Genomic DNA, 22,618 nt, shown 5'->3' on the forward strand with positions numbered 1-22,618 from the left:
ATCAATGTGACGAGGGCATGATTAAACGTGGCAATCCACCTAATGCACCATTATTATAGGCGCCACCATTTTTCATCTCAGAGACCCATATGAAGCTGAACCCAAGACAAGATGAAGCAGTTAAGTATGTATCAGGGCCTTGCCTTGTATTGGCTGGTGCTGGTTCGGGAAAAACCCGTGTAATCACCAACAAGATTGCCTATTTGGTTCAGCAGTGTGGTTATAAGGCGCGTAACATCGCGGCGGTGACGTTTACCAATAAAGCGGCGCGCGAGATGAAAGAGCGTGTGGGGCAGACTCTGGGTAAGAACGAAGCCAAAGGCTTGATGGTCTCAACCTTCCACACCCTTGGCCTCAATATCATCAAACGTGAATATAAAGCGCTGGGACTGAAAGCGGGATTTTCGCTATTTGATGACCAAGACCAAATGGCATTGCTCAAGGAGTTAACTGAGCAGCAGTTAGATGGTGATAAAGACTTGCTCAAGCAGCTGTTAAGTACCATCTCAAACTGGAAAAACGACATGCTGACGCCCGATCAAGCGAAAGCGCAGGCCAAAGGAGAGCAGCAACAGTTGTTCGCTTTCTGCTTTGAAATGTACCAAAAGCAAATGAAAGCCTATAACGCGTTGGACTTTGATGATCTGATTCTGCTGCCCGTATTGCTGCTTCGCACCAATGAAGAAGTGCGTCAGCGTTGGCAAAACCGAATTCGTTACTTGCTGGTGGATGAATACCAAGACACCAACACCAGCCAGTACGAGTTGGTCAGGTTGATTGTGGGTGAGCGCGGTCGCTTAACCGTGGTAGGCGATGATGACCAGTCGATTTACTCTTGGCGTGGTGCTAAGCCGCAAAACTTGGTGTTACTCGGTGAAGATTACCCAAATCTGAGATTGATTAAGCTGGAGCAAAACTACCGCTCGACTAGCCGAATCTTACGTGCGGCGAACATTTTGATTGCCAACAACCCGCACGTGTACGAGAAATCGCTCTTCTCTGAGATCCCCGATGGCGAAAAACTCAAAGTCTTAATGGCCAAGAATGAAGACCACGAAGCCGAGCGTGTCACTGGTGAGTTAATCGCGCATAAGTTCCTTAACCGGACGGACTATAAAGACTACGCGATTTTGTATCGTGGTAACCATCAATCTCGCCTGATTGAGCGCTCGCTGATGCAAAACCGTGTGCCGTATAAGCTGTCTGGAGGTACCTCGTTTTTTGCGCGTGCTGAAATCAAAGACATCATGGCGTATTTGCGCGTGCTGGTGAACCCCGATGATGACAATGCCTTCTTACGTATTGTGAATACGCCGCGTCGTGAGATTGGTCCGGTTACATTAGAAAAACTGGGCAGTTATGCCAACATGCGGAGTAAAAGCTTGTTTGAAGCCAGCTTCGAAATGGGCTTAGAGCAGTCGTTGACCGGACGCGGCTTGGAAAACTTAAGACGCTTTACCGCTTGGCTGGTCAAAATCGCCGACCAAGCTGAACGCGGTGATACGGTGGAAGCGGTGCGCTCACTGGTACGTGATATCAACTACGAAGATTGGTTGTATGAAACCTCGCCAAGCCCGAAAGCCGCTGAAATGAGGATGAAGAACGTCTCCGATCTCTATTCTTGGATTGTGTCGGATCTGGAAGGTGACAACTATGACCAAGAAGAAAAAACGATAAAAGAGGTGGTTCAGCGTCTCACGCTACGCGACATGATGGAGCGCGGTGAAGAAGCTGATGACAGCGATGCGGTACAATTGATGACACTGCATGCATCTAAAGGTTTGGAATTCCCGTACGTATACTTGATTGGTTCTGAAGAAGGCATTTTGCCGCACCAGACCAGTATCGATGAAGAGAACGTCGAAGAAGAGCGTCGTTTAATGTATGTTGGGATCACCCGTGCTCAGCGAGAGCTGACCTTTACCATATGCAAAGAACGTCGCCAGTTTGGGGAGTTAATTAAGCCGACTCAAAGCCGCTTTCTGGATGAACTGCCTTTTGATGACGTTGAGTGGGAAGTTCACAAGAAGCCTCAAACTCAAGAAGAGCGCATGGCTAAGGGACAAGCGCATATTGCGAACCTAAGAGCGATGTTCAACAAAAAATAAAACAAAGGGCTTGGTGAGTTCACCAAGCCCTTTTTGTATTCTGGCTATCTGTAAATTACAGACCTGCGATCATGTGTTCGATAGCTGCAACGATCTCATCATCAGAACAATCCATACACGAGCCTTTTGCTGGCATCGCGTTGAAACCGTTAATTGCGTGATCTTTTAGTACGTCTTTACCCTGAGCGATACGAGGCGCCCAATCATCTGCGTTACCCATGATAGGTGCACCGCTCACGCCAGACGCGTGACATGCAATACAGAAAGTGCCGTAAACCGTTGCGCCATCACGTGGGCCAGTTGGCTCAGCAACCACAGGTTCAGAACCAGCCAGGTAAACATCACCGACAGGTTTAATACGTTCAGCAATTGCATCATGTTCTTCTTGGCTAATACTTGCTGCGAAAGAGGCGCTAGAAAAAGTTACTGCAGCGACCAAAGCGGTTAAGATTTTTCGAGACATATCCATTAAACTCACTTTACATTCCTGAAGGTAAGTTCTTGCTTACCTAATTATTAGAGTGTGGTTTGAATCAACAGGCGAATTGCTGTTAAATCAATGTAAATAATGGGTGATTATATCCTGATAACTTGTTGCAATAAACAGCAAGTTACCCCCTTCATATCAGTTATCTAATGGGAAATAGGGGTTTATCACACTTTAATTGTCCAAAAAGGCGTCAAACAGTAAAAAAAGTTGAAAAAGTACTAGACGGCCCAAGGTGATATACGTATTATTCCACTCCGCCGATGGGGCATGCGCCCGTAGCTCAGTTGGATAGAGCGTTGGCCTCCGGAGCCAAAGGTCGAAGGTTCGAATCCTTTCGGGCGTACCATATCCCGGAGGAAAAGTCGGTAAAATTCAGTGGTGGCTATAGCTCAGTTGGTAGAGCCCCGGATTGTGATTCCGGTTGTCGCGGGTTCAAATCCCGTTAGCCACCCCATTATTCTGGTAGCCTTGCTTCCATTTCTGATAAATGTCAGGATAAAAGAAAAGTCGGTGAATACTACATTTGGTAGAGCATCGAGGTCTTGAGAATAGCGGGACCAGAGGGCGAGCCTCAGGTAAAGTTAGTAAAAGATCAAATATTGTCGGTGAATAGCGCAGTTTGGTAGCGCATCTGGTTTGGGACCAGAGGGTCGGGGGTTCGAATCCCTCTTCACCGACCACTATTTCGTTTTTCGCTTAAAGCGGTAAACAACAAAATTTGATGGTGGCTATAGCTCAGTTGGTAGAGCCCCGGATTGTGATTCCGGTTGTCGCGGGTTCAAATCCCGTTAGCCACCCCATTCTTTATAAAAGAATAAGCTCGGTGAATAGCGCAGTTTGGTAGCGCATCTGGTTTGGGACCAGAGGGTCGGGGGTTCGAATCCCTCTTCACCGACCACTATTAAAGCCTCAGTCGAAAGACTGGGGCTTTTTTACGTTCTGAGGTTGCTGAATGTTGCCAGTTTTTGGGTCGGGGGTTCGCCTGAGATTCAAAACCTGGCTCTTCACCGAGCACTATTAGAGCCTCAGTCGAAAGACAGGGGCTTTTTTACATTCTGCGGTTGTTAAATGTTGCCAGTTTTTGGGTCGGGGGTTCGCCTGAGATTCAAAACCTGGCTCTTCACCGAGCACTATTAGAGCCTCAGTTGAAAGACAGGGGCTTTTTTACGTTCTGAGCTTGCTGATTGTTTGTCGAGGTTCGTTTGATACCAAAGAGTGGGCATTTCACCGACAGCTATCCAAAATATCTTCAGCAATAACAGGCGTTATTCGCTTTGAATTTTCGCCATTGCGTCTCTGTGTTTTACTAATATCTTATGAAGCATAACCTCTAAATCTAGCATTGCGTTGCTGATCTTGCGTGATCGGTACTACAAAAGTATGCACTTCCACAAACAACGAAACTATTCATTATCCCGACTGGTTATTAAAACTATAATTATCTATATGGGTGGTCTTAAATTCCGTTATTTTGGTGTTGTTATTCCCAAATTACCTTTTAATTCACTTTTAACTAGATTTATGTTTTATTTTTGTTAATTGACCTAGTTGGCACTCTGTGACTTTTTATTCGATTTTTTACTGGTTTTCCTTATAACTATTGGAGCTAGAAAATAACTATAAGCTAACGATATAGAGGTTTATATCGAGTTGGTTTAGAAAAGGCTTGGTAACTCATCATGTGGCACTAATGCATATTTATTTTGTTAAGGTGCTTGTTTTCTGCGCAACTTCGAGTTTTTATTCTGCCTTTGTTGCTTTTTTGTGAATTTTTTGCCAAATTGATGAGCTTATAAATTGCCAGTGCCTAACTGGCTTGAATGGATTCAATTTTCAGACAGGGCAGAAAGCTGCCGAAGCAGTAGAGGTCTGGTTAATGTCACTTTTAGAAGTTAAAAACCTTCGTATTGAGTACCCGTCCCGCCATGGTGTACACGCCGCCGTAAAATCTCTTTCGTTTAATATTGAGCGAGGGGAAATAGTAGGCGTTGTTGGTGAGTCTGGTGCGGGTAAATCAACGGTGGGTAACGCCGTTATTGATTTGCTGAGCCCTCCAGGCCAGATCGCAAGCGGCGATGTTTACCTGGATGGTGAAAAAATTTCCGGTTTATCGCCAGAACAAATGCGTAAAGTTCGTGGTTCAAAAATTGGGTTTATTTTCCAAGACCCGATGACTTCGCTTAATCCACTCTTTACGGTTGAGCAGCAGCTTAAAGAGACGATTCATGCCAATATGAACGTTTCAGACGAAGAAGCTTACCAACGCTCGTTGGCTTTGATGCAGCAAGTGGGCATTCCACAACCGGAAAACCGTCTTAAACAGTACCCTCACCAGTTTTCAGGTGGTATGCGTCAGCGAGTGGTGATTGCGATTGCTTTGGCTGGTGAGCCAGATCTGATCATTGCTGATGAACCGACGACCGCGCTCGACGTGTCTATCCAAGACCAAATCCTGCAACTGATTCGTGATTTGTGTATTGAAAATAACGTGGGTTGCATGTTGGTGACCCACGATATGGGGGTCGTTTCTAACGTTACCGATCGCGTGGCCGTGATGTATCGTGGTGACTTGGTAGAGTTTGGACCAACGAAGCAAGTGTTGGGAACGCCCGAGCACCCATATACGCACAGTTTGATTTCAGCGGTGCCACGTTCCGACGTTAAACTCGACCGTTTCCCATTGGTGAGCTATATCGAAGAAGCCCACGAGATGGAACTGCTCGATGTGAAAAATCACTGGCTGGGTCAAAGCCAAGATCAGCGTAAATACACCGGTCCGCTATTGAATGTGGAAAATGTAAACCTACGCTTTGTTACGAAAGACTCGTTATTTGAAAGCCGCCGTGAGTACGTACAGGCATCAAATAATGTCAGCTTTGAGGTCTTTGAAGGCGAAACCTTCGGCTTGGTGGGCGAATCCGGCTCGGGTAAATCTACCATTGCACGTGTGATTGCCGGTCTTTACCAACCTAACTCAGGCAAAGTGACTTTTGAAGGTATTGACCTGACTTCACTCAAATCTGAAAAAGAACGCCGTCCAATTCGTCGCCAGATGCAGATGGTGTTTCAAAACCCATATTCATCCATGAACCCACGGATGAAAATTGCGGATATCATTGCCGAGCCAATCCGTTTCCACAAGTTGACCAACAGCGAAGCCGAAACCAGACAGATCGTCAATGATCTACTTGATCACGTTGGTTTGGGTCGAATGGCTGGGGTGAAGTATCCACATGAATTTTCTGGTGGTCAGCGCCAGCGTATTTCTATTGCGCGCGCTCTGGCGACTCGTCCTCGCTTACTGATTTGTGACGAACCAACCTCGGCACTCGATGTCTCCGTCCAAGCACAGATCTTGAATCTATTGAAAGACTTACAAGATGAGCTGAATTTGACCATGCTGTTCATCAGTCACGATTTGCCGGTTATCCGCCAAATGTGTGACCGAGTGGGTGTCATGCAGATGGGCACCTTGCTGGAAGTCGCGCCGACGGAGCAATTGTTTAACTCGCCTCAGCACGAGTACAGCAAACAACTGATTTCACTAATGCCAGAATTTACCGGCTTACGAGAAGACGTAAAGACGGCTTAGGTCATAGAATTTCCCAACGCTTGATTGGGCAAAAACCATAAGCAAATACAACAACTAGGGATAAATCCCGCATAAGGAGTTATGCAATGAAAACCATGAAAAGCAAACTAGCAGTGGCTTTAATGGCAGCAGGCTTAAGCTTTAGTGCAGCTGCAGCAGATATCACCGTCGCTTACGATGCTGATCCAGTTTCTCTTGATCCGCATGAGCAGCTATCTGGCGGTACACTGCAAATGTCTCACATGGTGTTTGATCCGCTGGTTCGCTATACACAAAAGTTAGATTTTGAAGCGCGTCTTGCTGAGAAGTGGGAACGTGTTAATGACACCACTTTCCGTTTCCAACTGCGTAAAGGCGTGAAATTCCACTCAGGTAACGAGTTAACGGCGGATGATGTGGTTTGGACTTTTGAGCGTCTGCAAAACTCGCCAGACTTTAAAGCTATCTTCGAACCATACGAAAAGATGGTGAAAGTAGACGACTACACGGTTGAGCTAGTTTCAAAAGGCGCTTACCCGCTTGTTCTACAAACCGCGACTTACATCTTCCCAATGGACAGCAAGTTCTACTCGGGCCAAACCGAAGACGGTAAAGATAAAGGCGAAGTGGTTAAGCACGGTAACTCATTTGCGTCGACTAATGTTTCTGGTACGGGTCCGTTTATCGTTACTCAACGAGAGCAAGGCGTGAAAGTGACGTTCGAGCGATTTGACGGCTACTGGGATAATGACACAGGTAACGTTGATAAGCTTACACTGGTTCCTATCAAAGAAGACGCAACACGTGTTGCGGCACTGCTGTCTGGTGATGTCGACATGATTGCGCCAGTTGCGCCAAATGACCACCAGCGTGTGAAAAGCGCGAAAGGTGTGGACCTAGTGACGTTGCCTGGTACGCGTATCATCACCTTCCAAATGAACCAAAGCAGCAATGAAGCACTGAAAGACGTGCGCGTTCGTCAGGCGATTGTTCACGCGATCAACAACGAAGGCATTGTGAAGAAAATCATGAAAGGTTTCGCCACTACTGCAGGTCAGCAAGGTCCAGAAGGGTATGCTGGCTATGATGCGGAGCTTGTGCCTCGTTATGACCTGAAGAAAGCGAAACAGCTAATGAAAGAAGCTGGTTATGAAAAAGGCTTCACGCTGACGATGATGGCGCCAAACAACCGTTACGTGAACGATGCGAAAATTGCTCAGGCTTCAGCGGCGATGCTATCTAAGATTGGCATCAAAGTTGATCTGAAGACCATGCCGAAAGCGCAATACTGGCCTGAATTCGATAAGTGTGCCGCAGACATGTTAATGATCGGCTGGCACTCAGATACAGAAGATTCAGCGAACTTCTCTGAATTCTTGACCATGACGCGTAACGAAGAGACAGGTAAAGGGCAGTACAACTGTGGTTACTACTCGAACCCTGAAGTCGACAAGCTGGTTGAAGAGTCAAACGTAGAAACCGACCCTGCGAAGCGTGCGGCGATGCTACAAAACATTGAAGCAACCTTGTACAACGACGCGGCATTCGTACCTCTACACTGGCAGAACCTAGCTTGGGGTGCAAAATCGAACGTTGATATCGCGCCAATCGTAAATGCGATGAACTACCCTTACTTTGGCGATCTAATGGTGAAATAATCCATCGTCAGTAAGGAATAAATGGCATCCGACCTGTCGGATGCCAGCTGGAATCTTTGGTACTTAACTTTGTTTCAGTCGGGTTAAGTGCCACTTTTAAGGCTGAAAAAAAACAGCCACAGTTCTTTTTCGCTTGTAGGCTGAAAAACTATGGAAAGTTAAGGGGCAAGGAATGTTTTCGTTTCTGGTCAAGCGCCTGTTTCAGGCACTGATAGTGATGTTTGTGATCAGTTTGGTGGCGTTTGCCATTCAGGATAATCTGGGTGACCCATTGCGTGAGTTAGTCGGTCAGTCGGTATCCGAAGCAGAGCGTCAAGCTTTGCGTGACGAATTAGGCCTCAATGATCCCTTCATCACAAAATACACTCGCTTTGTAGGCGCCGCTCTACAGGGTGACTTGGGTACATCTTACTTCTTCAAACGCCCGGCGGTTGAAGTGATTTTAGATAAATTGGTTGCGACACTGGAGCTGGTGTTTGGGGCGACCGTTATCATTGTCGTTTTATCCATTCCACTTGGCGTTTACTCCGCCATACATCCCAAAAGCTTCTTCACCAAAGTCGTTATGGCTTTCAGTAGCGTCGGTATCTCTATTCCGGTGTTCTTAACCGCGATTATGCTGATGTATGTATTCTCGATTGAATTGGGGTGGCTGCCTTCCTATGGACGGGGAGAAACCGCCAATGTACTCGGCTGGGAATCAGGCTTTTTCACGCTTGATGGCTTAGCACACTTAGTTTTGCCATGTATTTCTTTGGCATCCATTATGTTGCCGCTCTTCATCCGCTTGGTGCGCTCTGAAATGCTGGAAGTATTGAGCTCGGAGTACATTAAGTTTGCTAAAGCTAAAGGCTTGGCACTCAACAAGATTTACTACCAACACGCGTTAAAAAATACCATGCTGCCAGTGCTGACGGTCGGTGGCGTGCAGATCGGTACTATGGTGGCGTACACCATCCTCACTGAAACGGTTTTCCAGTGGCCGGGTACCGGATTCCTTTTCCTTGAAGCGATCAACCGAGTCGATACACCGTTGATCACCGCTTACGTTATTTTTGTTGGATTGATTTTCGTGGTCACCAATACCATCGTTGACCTTCTGTACGGTCTGATTAACCCAACCGTTAACCTAACTGGAAAGGGAGCATAACCATGAGCCAATTAGCAGCAGCTCCTTCTCGTTGGGAGCGTTTCAAACAATCGGACTTTTTGTACCACTTCAAACGCGACAAAGTGGCGATGACCAGTTTCACCGTCTTTATGCTTTTCCTCGTGACGGCATTAGCGGCTCCTTTGTTGTCACCGACGGATCCATATGATTTGGCGTCTATCGATATTATGGACTCCGAACTGCCGCCATCTTGGATGGAAGGGGGCGAAGAGCGTTTTGTTTTAGGGACCGATGAGCAGGGGCGAGACATTCTTTCGACCATTCTTTATGGCTCGCGTTTATCCCTGACGATCGGCTTTTTAGCGGTTGGTCTGCAGTTGATTTTGGGCATCGTTATTGGTCTATCGGCGGGATACTTTGGTGGTCGTGTTGATAGCTTCCTGATGCGTTTTGCCGATGTTCAGCTGTCGTTCTCGACCATGATGGTGGCGATCATCGTTTCTGCCATTTTCAAGGCCAGCTTCGGTAGCGACTTTTACAGTCAATACGCGGTTGTGATGCTGGTGGTGATCATTGGTGTCGCAGAGTGGCCGCAATACGCGCGTACCATTCGTGCTTCAGTATTGGCCGAGAAGAAGAAAGAGTACGTCGAAGCGGCGCGTGTGATGGGCTTTAAATCGCCTCGTATCATGTTCCGCCATATTCTGCCGAACTGTTTGTCACCCATCTTGGTGATCTCCACGGTACAGGTGGCAAATGCCATCATGTCTGAAGCGGCACTCTCTTTCCTAGGTTTAGGCCTACCGGTAGACCAGCCATCTTTAGGCGCGCTGATCAGTATTGGTTTTAACTACATCTTCTCGGGCGCCTGGTGGATTACCGCCTTCCCGGGTATCGTTCTTGTGACACTGGTGCTTGTCATCAACCTGTTGGGTGACTGGTTACGTGATGTGTTTAACCCAAAAATTTATAAAGGGTGATCTAAGCCTAAGATTTCACTTTAAAAACCTCACTAAACTAAGAGCCGTAAGCGATTACGGCTCTTTTTTTGCATTTTGATCCAGAGGGCTTTGAGCCGCCACATTGTCGCCATATCCCGGTGCTCGGACATAAAACAGAGGTTTGAAATAAGAGTATGGAAACGAAGATAGCTGTGACACTAAAGCGACCTTTGGTGAAACTACTAAGCATTTCGGCGTTATCTTTGCCGATGGTATCTGTGTCAGCGTACGCTGAAGAGTTTTTATGTGATGCAACCCAAGCGTCAACCCAGCAACTTCCTCAGCTCGATCAATCCTGCCCGATCGGTGATGGCTTATGGGGTAGGCAAAAACCGAAAGGCCAGCAGTCCCAGTTTTGGATTCAATGCGGTATTTATCCAGAGTCACTCCCCCTAAAGCGCGCTAAGCGCCTGTATCAGCACATTTCTACCGATGTATGGATGAAACCAGAAAAGAAGGAATATCGCTGTTTGATTGGCCCGTACTCAGATTATGCACAGGCAAGCCGCGAACTGTCTCAGGTGAGGAAAGAACAAGGTTACAAAGACGCCTTTATCCGAGAGGTGCGCAAATCCTCTTCAGCTAAACCAGTCGCAAAAGCCTCACAAAATAAACCCATTGCAAGCCCAGCTCCTAAACGAACTCAAACCGTGCTGCCCGCACCTACAGCAACAAAAACACAGCCAGTTCCCAAAAAAGTGACAGAGCAGAAAAAAACGGATGTGTCGATTCGTGTACAAACCATCCTAAATGGCAAAGAGTACAAAGTACCTTATGTGATGTTTAGTGATGACTTGTTCTATATGGAGCATGAGTTGCCATGGAATCGTATGAGCTATGAAGGGGCGTATAAAACTTGTTATCGCTTAGGGATGCATTTGGCCACGGCCGCTGAATGGCGAGCGTTACTGGATTCTGAAGTGATGACAAAAGGGAAGTGGCCTATTCACCTACCGTATTGGGGCGCGGAAAAGTCGGGCTTGTTCTACAGTGGTAAGGTGAATCACCTTAAAGGTAGCTCGAAGTTAAATGTGTTGTGTGTGAAGTAGATTAATCAGAACGCTGAAAGTGAGAAAATAAAATAAGCCCCGCAATGCGGGGCTTTTTACAATGTTACTTCTTAAAGCTGAAGATCACTCGCTCACCTTCGTCAAGGCGGTTAGGTTTTGCTTCGATAGTGTAAAGGCCAGCAGGAATAGCTTCTTCTTGATTGAACGGAAGCATGTTCAAATAACAACCGTTGTCGACTTTGAACTCTCGGCTCACAAAGTGAGAGCCTGCTGCGTCGTTGGAGCCCATTACACGAATTGTGTAATCGTTTTTCAGCACATCACACGCATGGGCATCTTCTGCGTACAGAGATGCTGCGGTGTAGGTATGAACCTGGCCATCCGTACCTTCATAATCAAATTGCTGAACGATGCCGCTCACATCAAATTCTTGGACCTTACCATCAATCACCGTGTGTGTAAGACCAACCGCCCAAGGTGCATTATCCATTGAACGACCGATTGGTTGATAAATCTCTTTTTCAACTTCACGTTTGTCAGTGTAGTAACCGTAAACTTCAGTCACAGATTCAAGCTCTTCACTCTCATCGTCAATGTAGTTGAACTTGACGAGGTAATGGTTTGACATGTCATCATCATAAATCGAGCTTTCAACCAGTTCGAAACTAATGCCATCTTGAGCGAAGTTAGTTGATTTAATCAGACCATCTTCAATTGTGTAAGTGATATCTGAAGTGAAGTTGTTTAAGTCTTCGTCGACACAAGTTTGTTTGTTAGCGTCTGTTCGATTGCTCCAGTAAATCTTTTGTGATGCTGAATCAAAGTAAATCGAGTCACACCAAGCCTTAGCATAGTTTGTTCCGTTACTGCCCACTTCAACAAAGTGAAGGAATTTATTTTGTAGGTCGGCAACTGAAGCGACAGGCGGCTCTGGTACAACAGGTGTGCCTTCGATGATCTCTGGCAGTGTAAATATTACTAGAGGCTCATCTGCGTTAACGCTGTCTTTAGCATAAACATATAGATTCTCTGCGCCAGCGGGTGCTTTGAACGGCAGCGGACCATCAAATGAAATGTTGCCGTTACCATCAACATGAACTTGGAAGCCTGTCTCTGCATCACCGTTTTTGCTTAGTGAGCTAAGTACTCGGTAAGTCAGAAGGTCTGAGTCTGCATCGTCAAATAGTGCTGAAATGTTTAATGTATCTAGAGGTTGTTCGCCTTCGACCCACTGCCAAGTATCAATCTCTGCTTGAAGTTCAGCTTTCACTGTTTCGTTGATTACTGGCGCTGTGTTTGGCGCTTCAACCGTTACTGTGAAGGTTAGCGGGTAAGAGCGCGCTTTATGCTCATCAGTCGCAAACACCTGATAGGTAAATACGCCTGCGGATTCTGGAGTGCCGCTGATTTCGCCAGTTGTCGAGTCAATGGATAAGCCGTTCAGTCCATTCGCTAGTTTCAGAGCTTTTAGCTCGTATGTCAGTGTGTCAGCGTCAATATCGGTAAATGATGCAGTGAATGGTGTACTAGCATCGCCTAGCACGATTGTGATTGGCTCGACCGTCTGAGAACTTGTTGGGCGATGGTTTTCCTCGACCACAACTGGGCTGTCATCTTTTGGTACAGTAATAACAGGTGCAAAATCGGTCATATCACCATTGTTTTCGATAATATCGTTCGCTTCTTTCGCAACAAGATCTGCGACTTCAAGCTGCTTCTCAACATCGATATCAGCGTTATCCACCAGCGTTTCACCAATGATCTTTAGAGCTTTTGCATCATCGCTATCTGTTTCTAGATAGTTACCGAAAATCAACGCAGAATCGGCCTCTAGGCCAGAATCGGTGATCGACGCCACAACGTTCGCTTCTGCTTGCTCTTGAGTAAGAGAGCCATCGGCTTTGATCTGCTCGACTACCATGTGAGTCATCGGGCTGGCCACGCTGCCATCTTTGACGTTCATGGCAGATAAAGCAAAGTTATGGCTTAGAATACCGCGCTCCATGTCGATTGTTTGGTTTGCTTTTGCTTCGACACAAATCGTTAGGCCTGCATAGTCTTCACTGATCCGAGCTTGACCTTCTTGGTTGGTTTTTACGCCAGTATCGAGCTCACAGCCATTTGACAGATCTTGGTCAGCATCTACCATGACGCTGGCGTTGTACAACAGACCATCGACAGCGGTAATGACTAAGCCTCCAGGAGTCGGTGGTGTACCACCCGATGAATCTCCCTCCGAGCCCCCACATCCAGTAAGGGCGATTGCTACTGACGCTGCTAGTAAACTAAGCTTGTTCATTTTTATTATGTCCTTGAATCGAATTGAAGTCTCACTACTCAGAGGGAGAATTAGCCTTTTACGCCGCTATCGGCATATATAGATGGCGTTTTTATCAGTGAAAATGAGCAAATTCAAGGCACGAAAAACAGCAAGAAATCCGTAAAATTTATTTTGTTTTTTTTATCAATTACGAGTTTGGAATTGATTTGCTCAACGTTATCATCTGCCGCACTGACGAATACAAAGGATGAGAATAATGAAGAAATACGCGGGTTTAGCTTTGATGTGTTTGGCACCTACCGTAGTAGCGGGTGAAATGGATGATCGTTATGGCTATTCGTATTTTACCATGGGGATGGAGAACGTGAGCTATGAGGAGTCAGGTGCTGCTCATTCCTCGGTGAATTTGCTTAACCCAGTGATTAACACCGGGGGATTATATCGTGTCAACGATGATTTTGATTTCTCCATCGACGCTCTTGCAACCTTCTCTCCGGCAAACAGCGAAGAAAAGTGGCGTTGGAATGGGCAGGTTATTCAAGATAATGAAGCCGAATACCTTAAAACCGCGACCAATATTCTGCTTCATTACAAATTAGAAAATAACTGGCGTTTAGTGGCTGGTCCATCATTAACCTATCAAACCTTTACTCGCTACGGAGTTAAAAACTATACCGAACAGGGTAATAAGTTCTTCATGGGAACGTGGGAAGAAACCACGACCAGCATCTTTGCTGATTTAGGTGTGGTATATGATGACGGTACACTGTTCTCAGGTAACAAATGGCACATCTCAGGCAAAGCTCTCGTTGGTCTGCCGTTATATAGCCAGACTTCCTCTACTCAATTTAGTGATACAAATTTCGATAGTCATAGTATCCGTACCAGTTTGGAAGGTACTGTGAGTTACGAAATTATGGAAGGTTTGCATTTGGGGTGGTTCGCGATGGTAGGGTTTGAGAAACGCCTAGAGTCGGATTCTCATGTTGTGAGTGCAACCTACTGTAACACCATGACGGATGGCCAATGCCAGGAGTATGTCACCGAGAATAAAAAAGCCACATTACCAGAAGCCGAAACGCTGACGTTTAGCACGGGCTTGCAAGCTCTGTGGCGTTTTTAAACATAGAGAGTCAGTTACGTGGATGGTGATAAATCAGATTCAACTTAAGCTCCTCTAGCCGCTCTGCGTACTGAGGTTTTGGGCGAAGAATGTAACTGTAAACTTGGCCCGCGACGGGTTCATCATAAGGTGAATAATTAAGGTCAAAGGCCAATGAACGCTGCCCAGTGACAAGGTTGCTGACATACTCAAAGCAATCAATGTTGTAGGTCGGCTCATAGGGCAGTTGAGACGATATCAGGTCGATGTCGTAGTTACCTTTCCCCGCGATCACTTGACTCTCATACCAAGTGGCGATGTTTCGGCAGCTCAGGTTTTTGTTGTAACTGCGCAGGTTCAAGTCTGAGTCGATGGTTTCGTTATATGGCCCGACGCTCTCACTGCCGTGGTCATAAATATAGTTACCGACTTCAGTGATGAGGTAGTCACCGCTTGGTAGTGGGAGTAAATAATCGAACCAAGCGATTTGGTACAAATACTGTCCTGTGGTGGCATTGATACGCTCTTCAAACACCGCGCGATCTTTTTGCATGGTGTAGCTTTCAAACTGTTTGCCGTTGTGCACGCTAACAAAGTAGTTGGTGACCTCTGGATGTTTAACCGACGGGTACTGTTTTTTTAGCTTCCACGTTTGCTCTGCATCTAAAAATGATTGGTTACTCGAGACGATAAGCGTATCCGCATTAACCGTGTAGGAACCCACTTTTCTGAGCTGCTCTTCAGTTGGGCATTGGGTTTTGTTGTTTGACGCTGCGTAGAACACTTCTTGCTGCACAAACTTAAACGCTTCGCAGTACACCACTTCGTACAACGTGTATTGATTGTTTAAGTTATGAGTGGTTTCCAGTCGATAGACGGTTTCGCCTTCCAGCGGGTGCCTGTTAAGTTCTGCTGCATGAGTCAGTGACAGATCAAAGTGGGCAGACACCCAAGCCTCTTCATCGTTCCCGTGGTGGTCATCTTTGGCGGATATTTTGAGTTGCGGCGAAGCTGTGGCTTTCGGGATCCCTCTAAAGGTCAGCGCCGATGAGCCAGACATTTTGACGCCTTGTAATTTCAGCTCAATGCGTATCGACACAAAGTCATGTTCAGGGTCATCAAAAAGATCCGCAACCCATAGGCGAAAATTGGTCGGTTTGTCTTCAACCAACTCCCATCCAGACAGCTCTTGCTGTAGGCGCTGATAAACATGCTGGTTGATGTAGGGCTTACCGTTTGTGCTCGTCGCGGTATTGGAAAGGTTGGCTTCCCCATTTATTGTTCGGGTTTCGGGCCAGTATTCTGCCTCTTGTTGCCTTTGTTCTTCATGGCTAGAGCTGTCGGCTACGTTTTCTTGTACTGCGCCTGTTGGATTGCCTGAATCTGCCGCGTCTTCAGTGATCAACACCAAGGCGGAAATGGGGCTTTTTCCTGTTTGCTGGGAGGCTTGTCTATTTGAAACTGAGTCCAAAGTGGCCTTCGTTTCAAAGTTTGAGGCGTTCTGCGGGTGCGCTGCCGTGGCACTCGCATTTAGCGTGCCGCTTGCCTGTTGTAAGTGAAACCAACTCACTATGCCTAACACACAGGTTAGGCTGAGAATCCATCGCTTCTTCATTATGATGCAATTCGTGACTGTAACCAGCTGCGAGAAAACTTGAGGTCTTTTTCAATCAAGCTGCTACTGCATTCAAGCAGTTGGCTGATTTCTTGGTTCTTTAAGCCCATCAGATATTTGAGTTTCAAGGCATTAGATTGACGAGGGTAGCGCACGCTAAAACTATCCAGTGCTTTATCCAAAATGAGCAATTGTTCGAATGACTGCTCGCCGCTTGGATCATTAGTCTCTCGTTGCTGTCTTTTTTGCGCCTGATGAGCACGCGCATTATCAATCAGAATCTGGCGCATCACTTTCGATGCCATCAGGTAGAACTCCTTTTGCGAGTTCACGTCCCCTAAATCCGAACCTGACATCTTTAAGTATGCTTCGTGGATCAGGGCGGTGGTGCTGTTCACACTGTCTGACAGTACCTTGTTCTCGTTACCGTATTTTTTGGCACTGCGCTCTCGTTCTTGCTGAGCAATTTTTCTGAGCTGTAGATAAGCAAACTGATACAGCTGGTTTTCGGCTTGTTTGTCGCCGGATTGCCATTGGTGAATGATATGGGTTAAAGAAGACAAAGATCCCATTAGATATTCTCCTTCACTTTTACGTATTCAGAAATTGCGTAGGTTTTGAGTACGTCCGAGCCGTCTGGGGCTTTCGATAGTGTTTGTTGATAGCGGTACAAAATGCCTTTATCCCACTGACTGCCTGCCGGTAAATATTCCCACGTGGTGTAAGTTGGCTGCGGTTGGTACCAGCGTACAACGATATTGAGTTGTTCGATGGCTGCCGTGTTGCTGTCTGTGTTGACCCACCACATATCGGAATATTGGCGTGTCACATCTTGCGTATACAGGTTGCTATCTGCAGGGCATTGGCCATCGACCAGTGAGGCTTGTTTTATGTGTCCGTTTGAAATCAGCAGGCAGTTTTCTTGGATGGTGTTTTCTAGGTAATTGGTTTGACGCCAGACCCCTTGGTAACTCAGCAAAGCGCGTTTTTCTTCTGGGTAGGTAAACCAAATCTCTTCCCCTCGGTTTGGGTGGTTGATTTGGGGCTGTGATCCCATGCCCTGCGATTTTTCCATCAGCAATTGGGTGGTCGGGTCAAAGTTGATGGCTATTGAGCGGTATTTCCAGTCTCCCTCGTCATCGTAGTTGTCGATAGTAAAACCATTGAGGTCGTTCCGGGTGCAGCCATCTTCAGCACATTGGAAGGTGCCAAAATCATCAGGAAAATCTTCCAAGGCGGTGGTGGTGACTTCCTTGATGGAGTTGGGCTGGATCTGACAGTTATAAAAGTAATCCCCTTTGCTTGGGTATTCGATGATCGATGATTCCGTCAGCTCATAGGATAACTCGCCGATGGGTGGATGATATTTCGGGTGATTTTTGAGCCTAAGGTCATACGCACAGATTCGGCCATACACATCACGCTTTTTGATTACTACGTTACTTAAGCGTCGATGGCGTGGTTCAAAGATGACTTTGTCGGATTGGAAGTTGGCCTGAATAAATTGTTGGCTCTCATTGAGATGCTGCACGGCCTCGTCGGCGGACGCTAACTCACGGAGCCCCAATCTTTCCATGTCTTCTTCCAGCAAGTGGTTGAGATCGAGCGTTTTAAGTTTGGCTTGAAACTGCTCATCACTTAACTGTGAATCGAGCAACAATATTTCTTGGCGATTTTCCGGTGTACTGTCTAGCGACAACAGTAAGCGGGTAATGTTAATACTGCGACTGGGCTTGGTGGAGATCAGCGTAGGTGTAATCACTTCCTGAGCGGATACGGTAGACAGCAAGTAGCTGTTTTCGTCATTACCGAGAAAAAAGCTGACTACATCGCCTGCGCGGTATTGGAATGAGCCTTTATCGGTCCGGCCGGATAAGTCAGAGCTGGTTTGGTAATACAGGCCCGATACCGGTGAATCAATAAAGTAACCCGTTTGAATGTCAGCTTCGGCAGCGCTCGCCATCGTTGGGATAAGCGCGCTCAATAGGAATAGGGTAGGGAATCGTTTCATGATACTAACTCGGTTCTTTGTTCACGGTTGCCGCAGGGGCTTTTTCTTCAATCGGGGTCATCATGACTAACAGCAGTTTCTGCTTGATGTGTTTTGGTATATCCGGGTTGGCCAGAATGCGGCGTCTGGTGGAATCGACCACCATGTGTAACGGCATATTCTGTGCGGCCTGACTTTTGGAGTGGAACATCATGCTAGAGACTTCAAAAATCATATTCTCAGCAATGAGCTTTTCACGTTCCAATTGCTGGTTCTTGTTCACCAGAGCGATGGAGAAGTAAGTCCCAGACAGCAATAGCATAAGGCACAAGGTACAGGTCAGGGGATGGCGTTGAAACAAGCGCACAGAAGGGTAAAAAGGAATATGCTGCTTTAAAGAGACAGGACGAGTGGCGATGATCGCTTCAATGTCTTTGCGCATATCGCTCACGGACGCATAGCGCTCAGTCATACTCGCTTTGGTCGCTTGTTTTTGAATCACCCATAAGTCTGACAGGGCGGACTCATTAGGGAACAACCACTCCAGTAATTTACCTAACGAATAGGTATCGCTCTCGCTGCTTATGCTTTGCCCGGCTTGTTGCTCGGGGCTGGCGTACTCTTTGCTAAAGGCGCGCAAGCAGTCTAGCGAGGTATCAGAGGACTCCGAGACTTTCTGCGTCAGATTAAAATCAATCAGCTTAACGTTGTGTTGCTTATCGATAAGAATGTTTTCGGGCTTAAGATCGCCATGAACGATGCCTTGTTGATGCGAGTGCTCAATCGCGCCACAAAGCTGCGCAAAGGTATGTAGTTTCTCATGTTTGGTTAGGCTGTGTGTTTCTAAATACTGGTCAAGCGAGCAGCCGTCAACTTGCTCCATGACAATATAAACGTCACCGTTGTGGATCCCTCCATCGAACACTTTGGCAATATGAGGGTGGTTCAGTTTGGCGAGCATTTGGGCTTCATTAAATAAAGCTTGGTCACTGAAAACTTGGGTTAAGTCGGATTGGAGAAATTTGATCGCGAGTTGCTGATCAAAGGCGTGATCCGCGCGGCAAGCTGCATATACCACGCCCATACCGCCCCGGCCAATTTCATGCAGGATCTGATATTTGTCGACTTGTTGATTACTGTAATCCGCTTGCTGTAACACGCTACTTTGCAGCGTCAGCTGAAAAATCTGATCTAAATCGTCAGAGCTTTCTGCATCAACCAATGCCGAGATTTCTTTGTATAGGTCTGGCCGACTTTTCTGCAGCTGTTGAAGCGTTGCTTGCTTTTGTTGCTCGTCTAAATCCAACAACAAATAATACAGCTGGGTTTTACCCGTATCTAGATTCACTGCGCGTTGATTAATATTATTTTATCTGCGGCACAGTGTATTAAAAATTGGAATGACTATCTCATTATTTTTCTTAAAATTGAGAGTGTTATAGCTTTTATTGATAGTTAACATACTAAAAAGCAGCCGAAGTCGGCTGCTTTTTGTACATAAACGTTATCGAATGTTAATGCGTCATGCTTATCGCATGGTAATCACATACTCTTTATTTTCGACTCTGTAAATTTTCTGGAAAGCTTTTGTTGGCAAGTACTAAAGGTAGTTTTCCAGAAAACACGAAAATTAGATGATTTTCGAAAAAAATTGGAGTCTGGAAAACAGTTTTTCCAGACTTTAGAGGATTAATTAAAAGATAACGTTCCAGAATAATTTTACGGTCGGTATCATCAGCAATACAAATCCAGAAATATACAGCAGAGTAATTAAAGCTCTACATTTTTCTCGACTGTATACAGTGCAGTTCCAGAAGTGATTATGTAGATCTATAGCAAGAGTTCTGAGCGTTGATTCATCTGAGTTCCCTGTTGATTTTGAAGAAGACTCAAACAGTGAAATCTTGACAAACACCTCATGCCTTTCCTTTTCGTCACCGTATTTTTTCTCAACAAAAGATGACAGCCCGAATAGCCTGGATGGAGTGATGTGTTCAATGTTTTCTTGTACATACTCACGATTAGAACGGTACTCTTTAGCAAGCGAGGGGGCTAATAAACTGTAAAGCCCTGATGCAAGTGCAATGGCGATTAACCCAAAGTAAAGCAAGTAACTGTTGGAAATCGTGGTTGCTGCTGCTTGTGCAGAGTCTATTCCCAGAGCGGATGACGCTATGGTGAACCACTGTTGGAATTTTTCACTAAAAATGATCATGTATCCAACTATGGGCGTTAGCATAGTTAGCTTAACAGTGTTACTTTCACCAAGAACTCTCAGTGCTTTCCAGCTAGGTATTAGATACTTCACTATTAGTTTTTTCTTCCGTAATAAGCTGAGGTTAAATCTGACGCTAGAGTTCTAATCTTGGAGTAGTTAGAACGTTTAGATACGTTGATAAGGGAACTAACATTCTTATTTTTAATGGTTAATTGATCAAGCTTATATCTTTTTACTACGTCATCTACCCAGTTTTCACTCGGCTTAGAAATCGAAAGTTTGTTTAGAATTCTAGTGTCACTTGGTAAAACATGGTTTAGGTAGTATTCCCAGCGGTCAGGAGTGAGCATATCTAGCAAGTTTTGCGCTTTAGGTTTAGCAGAATGAGATGTTCCATATGGATTGCCAAGTACAACGCAAAGTAAAGCAGATACACACGCAGGAAGAGCTGGTGTAGGAATTGTTGTACCTAAATTAGCTAGGTTTTTGACTGGCGCTGCCTCATTGTAGAAATTATCTATGCCTTCATGAGCTTTAACTATCTCATCCGCAGCTTTTACGAATGAGTCACTTCTAAGGTTTTCAGGAACGTAATCGAATCCATGGACTTTTAGTAATGTTCTTTTAAGCCCACTAACAGAGATATTTTTCCCCGAAGCAAAACTTTCAGCATACGTATGACCAACTTGCCATTTTTCAGAGTCGAGTAAGTTTGGCCACATAAGTGGTATGAGTAGGTTGCTGTTAGCTAGAGCGTGCTCTAAGGTGGCGCCATTAGATTTTTTTGCTGCATTCATTAAAACGCTAATTGTTAACTTATAGAAAAAATATGGAGAACTTTTGAGCATGTCGACTTTAGGGTCAGACTCTGAGAGTGTCTCTGTTTCTAGCGCTTCACGAAACTCGATAAAGGGCGTTGCTACAGGAATTTTTGGTTTACCCAAAACAGCTTTTACACATGCCTTTAGAGACATGATAGCTTCTTCTTTATTTATATTTTGCTGTTCACTCTCTGTCATACTTAGCGTAGAGAAATGAGTTATTAGCTCATGTGAGTGCCTTAGTCTCATTGCTTCAGTTGAACTAATCATACCTAGTTCTTCTGCGATTTTAATGGATTCTCTCGTAGTAATAATATCGTTGATATCATCATCTTCGGTGATGTCAGCTTTACCTAACATTTCACCTATTAGACTAACACCGACATTCGATAGTTCTGCTTTAAGTGCATGTATCGTGCGAGACCAAAGGTAGTTCATACCCATTTCATAGAAGCCGTTGTCTAAAGCAAAAGATATTTGATGTTTATCCTTTGTATTTAGCTGTAGAGCACAATCTGCAATTGCAGCAGCGGTAACTGCTGTTTCAGGAATAGTGACGAGGCTATCTGGCTGCCAGAGTGTGATATTACTCATTATCAGCTCCTTTAAATTGAGTTAAACCATCTTGCGATTGCATGTAAGCTCCACATAGCTCTGTATCAAGTTTTGAACACAGCGCTTCAAAGGCGCGACTTCTTGCCCCTCCAAAAGAATTTGTGGACGAGGATTGAACAAAGAAATTAAAACCTAGTAGTTGGGCTTTTTGATTGAAGATAACTATACCATCTGTGTTTATCATACTTTCAAGAATATGAGTAAAGCTGATTAGCGCACCAGCCTCTCTATCTTCGTTGATACATAGAGTTACGAGCTTATGAAAATCTATTACAGGTGACAATTGTATCCCATCGCCATTGAAAGTGGGTGGGGTTTGTTCGGAGGTTGATACGGCAATTAAGCATCCATGACTCTTTTTAATTGCTTCTGATAGAGAGTCTGACAGTATTCTATGTACGAACTCTTTATTTTCTTGGACTTCATTTGTGATGCAGTCTATGAGCTTTGATAAGTCGCTTTGTGTTGATGTGTGGTTAGCTGTTGGGCTTAAAGAGATGTGTAACGTAGGGCCTTTGTTCGATCTTACTTCAACTTGGTCTTGTGTAACTTGGTGGACTTTAATTGTGTTGTAAGGAACATCTGTAGTAAGAACCACTTCATCGATAGAAGTCGTAATAGGATTAGTATCACCTCTGAATATACCGTAGCATACCTGTGCATCTTCTTGGGCTATGTAAATACACCAACCATTATTGGCGAGAGGTGCACACTTTTTAAGCGCAGATCTCATAGCGTTAGATAAGTTAACTTCTGAGCCAATTTGCATCGAATCTGAACCAGGTAACATCTGGAGCGCAAGTTTAATATTGCTGGTGAGATACACTTTGGGGTGCAGCTTAGTGCCTTCTTCTTGATATCTAGAAATATTGAAAACGAGCTCGGTCAGCGCGGTGTTCTGTTCATCAGCACAGGTAGAAACAAGAGAAGCATCGCAGAACGTCTTCGTACTATCTAATAGTTTTGAGTGCAGGTTAATATGTGTCATTATCGCAGTATATCCGTTCATATGCACAGAGAATGATAT

The 22,618-nt window shown here is 45.4% G+C and carries 16 protein-coding genes and 5 tRNA genes; 12 read left to right on the forward strand and 9 right to left on the reverse strand.

Features of this window, described 5'->3' with window-relative positions:
- Positions 1 to 89: 89 nt before the first annotated feature.
- On the forward strand, positions 90 to 2,108 hold the full coding sequence (gene rep, locus VNE01S_RS13785) for a DNA helicase Rep (protein ID WP_053396193.1): 2,019 nt from the start codon (positions 90 to 92) through the stop codon (positions 2,106 to 2,108).
- 55 nt (positions 2,109 to 2,163) lie between these two features.
- On the opposite strand, the gene VNE01S_RS13790 is transcribed toward rep, so the two are convergent.
- Positions 2,164 to 2,577: a c-type cytochrome gene (locus VNE01S_RS13790; RefSeq protein WP_053396194.1), complete on the reverse strand. Its 414-nt coding sequence runs from the start codon at positions 2,575 to 2,577 to the stop codon at positions 2,164 to 2,166.
- Between the two features lie 290 nt (positions 2,578 to 2,867).
- Between VNE01S_RS13790 and VNE01S_RS13795 the strand changes: the two genes are divergently transcribed.
- The 10 genes from VNE01S_RS13795 (at position 2,868) to VNE01S_RS13840 (ending at position 10,988) form a co-directional block, all read left to right on the forward strand.
- Positions 2,868 to 2,944, forward strand: a tRNA-Arg gene (locus tag VNE01S_RS13795).
- 32 nt (positions 2,945 to 2,976) lie between these two features.
- A tRNA-His gene (locus VNE01S_RS13800) sits at positions 2,977 to 3,052 on the forward strand.
- Between the two features lie 149 nt (positions 3,053 to 3,201).
- Positions 3,202 to 3,278, forward strand: a tRNA-Pro gene (locus VNE01S_RS13805).
- A 44-nt stretch (positions 3,279 to 3,322) separates the two neighbouring features.
- Positions 3,323 to 3,398 (forward strand) — tRNA-His (locus VNE01S_RS13810).
- Positions 3,399 to 3,419: 21 nt separating this feature from the next.
- Positions 3,420 to 3,496, forward strand: a tRNA-Pro gene (locus tag VNE01S_RS13815).
- Between the two features lie 978 nt (positions 3,497 to 4,474).
- Complete coding sequence (locus tag VNE01S_RS13820; RefSeq protein WP_053396195.1) at positions 4,475 to 6,190, forward strand: ABC transporter ATP-binding protein; 1,716 nt, start codon at positions 4,475 to 4,477, stop codon at positions 6,188 to 6,190.
- A gap of 86 nt (positions 6,191 to 6,276) precedes the next feature.
- The gene (locus tag VNE01S_RS13825) at positions 6,277 to 7,827 is read left to right on the forward strand and encodes an ABC transporter substrate-binding protein (RefSeq protein ID WP_053396196.1); all 1,551 of its coding nucleotides are present in this window, start codon (positions 6,277 to 6,279) and stop codon (positions 7,825 to 7,827) included.
- Positions 7,828 to 7,999: 172 nt separating this feature from the next.
- Positions 8,000 to 8,977 (forward strand): ABC transporter permease, encoded by a 978-nt coding sequence (locus VNE01S_RS13830; RefSeq protein ID WP_053396197.1) that lies wholly within the window; start codon positions 8,000 to 8,002, stop codon positions 8,975 to 8,977.
- A 2-nt stretch (positions 8,978 to 8,979) separates the two neighbouring features.
- On the forward strand, positions 8,980 to 9,918 hold the full coding sequence (locus tag VNE01S_RS13835; RefSeq protein ID WP_053396198.1) for an ABC transporter permease: 939 nt from the start codon (positions 8,980 to 8,982) through the stop codon (positions 9,916 to 9,918).
- A gap of 155 nt (positions 9,919 to 10,073) precedes the next feature.
- The gene (locus VNE01S_RS13840; protein ID WP_174522340.1) at positions 10,074 to 10,988 is read left to right on the forward strand and encodes an SPOR domain-containing protein; all 915 of its coding nucleotides are present in this window, start codon (positions 10,074 to 10,076) and stop codon (positions 10,986 to 10,988) included.
- A 64-nt stretch (positions 10,989 to 11,052) separates the two neighbouring features.
- Here the strand turns inward: VNE01S_RS13840 and VNE01S_RS13845 are convergent, their stop codons facing one another.
- Positions 11,053 to 13,248 (reverse strand): putative Ig domain-containing protein, encoded by a 2,196-nt coding sequence (locus VNE01S_RS13845; protein WP_053396199.1) that lies wholly within the window; start codon positions 13,246 to 13,248, stop codon positions 11,053 to 11,055.
- A gap of 238 nt (positions 13,249 to 13,486) precedes the next feature.
- Between VNE01S_RS13845 and VNE01S_RS13850 the strand changes: the two genes are divergently transcribed.
- Positions 13,487 to 14,353: a hypothetical protein gene (locus VNE01S_RS13850; RefSeq protein ID WP_053396200.1), complete on the forward strand. Its 867-nt coding sequence runs from the start codon at positions 13,487 to 13,489 to the stop codon at positions 14,351 to 14,353.
- Between the two features lie 10 nt (positions 14,354 to 14,363).
- Here the strand turns inward: VNE01S_RS13850 and VNE01S_RS13855 are convergent, their stop codons facing one another.
- The 7 genes from VNE01S_RS13855 to VNE01S_RS13885 form a co-directional block, all read right to left on the reverse strand.
- Positions 14,364 to 15,947, reverse strand: a complete 1,584-nt coding sequence (locus VNE01S_RS13855) for a hypothetical protein (protein ID WP_053396201.1) — start codon at positions 15,945 to 15,947, stop codon at positions 14,364 to 14,366.
- Positions 15,947 to 16,519 (reverse strand): ECF-type sigma factor, encoded by a 573-nt coding sequence (locus VNE01S_RS13860; RefSeq protein ID WP_053396202.1) that lies wholly within the window; start codon positions 16,517 to 16,519, stop codon positions 15,947 to 15,949. Before VNE01S_RS13860 ends, VNE01S_RS13855 begins: the two co-directional genes overlap by 1 nt.
- Positions 16,519 to 17,958 carry a hypothetical protein gene (locus tag VNE01S_RS13865; protein WP_053396203.1) on the reverse strand — a complete coding sequence of 480 codons (1,440 nt, stop codon included), beginning with the start codon at positions 17,956 to 17,958 and terminating at the stop codon, positions 16,519 to 16,521. Before VNE01S_RS13865 ends, VNE01S_RS13860 begins: the two co-directional genes overlap by 1 nt.
- Positions 17,959 to 17,962: 4 nt before the next feature.
- Positions 17,963 to 19,285, reverse strand: coding sequence for a serine/threonine-protein kinase (locus VNE01S_RS13870; RefSeq protein ID WP_053396204.1), 1,323 nt, complete (start codon positions 19,283 to 19,285; stop codon positions 17,963 to 17,965).
- Positions 19,286 to 19,630: 345 nt separating this feature from the next.
- Positions 19,631 to 20,152 (reverse strand): hypothetical protein, encoded by a 522-nt coding sequence (locus VNE01S_RS13875; protein ID WP_156309886.1) that lies wholly within the window; start codon positions 20,150 to 20,152, stop codon positions 19,631 to 19,633.
- 95 nt (positions 20,153 to 20,247) lie between these two features.
- The gene (locus VNE01S_RS13880) at positions 20,248 to 21,570 is read right to left on the reverse strand and encodes a hypothetical protein (RefSeq protein ID WP_053396206.1); all 1,323 of its coding nucleotides are present in this window, start codon (positions 21,568 to 21,570) and stop codon (positions 20,248 to 20,250) included.
- Positions 21,563 to 22,579 carry a hypothetical protein gene (locus VNE01S_RS13885; RefSeq protein ID WP_053396207.1) on the reverse strand — a complete coding sequence of 339 codons (1,017 nt, stop codon included), beginning with the start codon at positions 22,577 to 22,579 and terminating at the stop codon, positions 21,563 to 21,565. The genes VNE01S_RS13880 and VNE01S_RS13885 overlap by 8 nt, the downstream gene beginning before the upstream one ends.
- Positions 22,580 to 22,618 lie beyond the last annotated feature (39 nt).

Source organism: Vibrio nereis NBRC 15637, from assembly GCF_001591105.1.
GTDB lineage: Bacteria > Pseudomonadota > Gammaproteobacteria > Enterobacterales > Vibrionaceae > Vibrio > Vibrio nereis.

Coding starts and splice junctions, on each gene's coding strand:
- VNE01S_RS13850 (WP_053396200.1), top strand. CDS start 13,487: ATGAAGAAATACGCGGGTTTAGCTTTGATGTGTTTGGCACCTACCGTA.
- VNE01S_RS13875 (WP_156309886.1), bottom strand. CDS start 20,152: ATGATCATTTTTAGTGAAAAATTCCAACAGTGGTTCACCATAGCGTCA.
- VNE01S_RS13790 (WP_053396194.1), bottom strand. CDS start 2,577: ATGGATATGTCTCGAAAAATCTTAACCGCTTTGGTCGCTGCAGTAACT.
- VNE01S_RS13885 (WP_053396207.1), bottom strand. CDS start 22,579: ATGACACATATTAACCTGCACTCAAAACTATTAGATAGTACGAAGACG.
- VNE01S_RS13835 (WP_053396198.1), top strand. CDS start 8,980: ATGAGCCAATTAGCAGCAGCTCCTTCTCGTTGGGAGCGTTTCAAACAA.
- VNE01S_RS13880 (WP_053396206.1), bottom strand. CDS start 21,570: ATGAGTAATATCACACTCTGGCAGCCAGATAGCCTCGTCACTATTCCT.
- VNE01S_RS13820 (WP_053396195.1), top strand. CDS start 4,475: ATGTCACTTTTAGAAGTTAAAAACCTTCGTATTGAGTACCCGTCCCGC.
- VNE01S_RS13855 (WP_053396201.1), bottom strand. CDS start 15,947: ATGAAGAAGCGATGGATTCTCAGCCTAACCTGTGTGTTAGGCATAGTG.
- VNE01S_RS13840 (WP_174522340.1), top strand. CDS start 10,074: ATGGAAACGAAGATAGCTGTGACACTAAAGCGACCTTTGGTGAAACTA.
- VNE01S_RS13830 (WP_053396197.1), top strand. CDS start 8,000: ATGTTTTCGTTTCTGGTCAAGCGCCTGTTTCAGGCACTGATAGTGATG.
- VNE01S_RS13845 (WP_053396199.1), bottom strand. CDS start 13,248: ATGAACAAGCTTAGTTTACTAGCAGCGTCAGTAGCAATCGCCCTTACT.
- VNE01S_RS13865 (WP_053396203.1), bottom strand. CDS start 17,958: ATGAAACGATTCCCTACCCTATTCCTATTGAGCGCGCTTATCCCAACG.
- VNE01S_RS13825 (WP_053396196.1), top strand. CDS start 6,277: ATGAAAACCATGAAAAGCAAACTAGCAGTGGCTTTAATGGCAGCAGGC.
- VNE01S_RS13860 (WP_053396202.1), bottom strand. CDS start 16,519: ATGGGATCTTTGTCTTCTTTAACCCATATCATTCACCAATGGCAATCC.
- rep (WP_053396193.1), top strand. CDS start 90: ATGAAGCTGAACCCAAGACAAGATGAAGCAGTTAAGTATGTATCAGGG.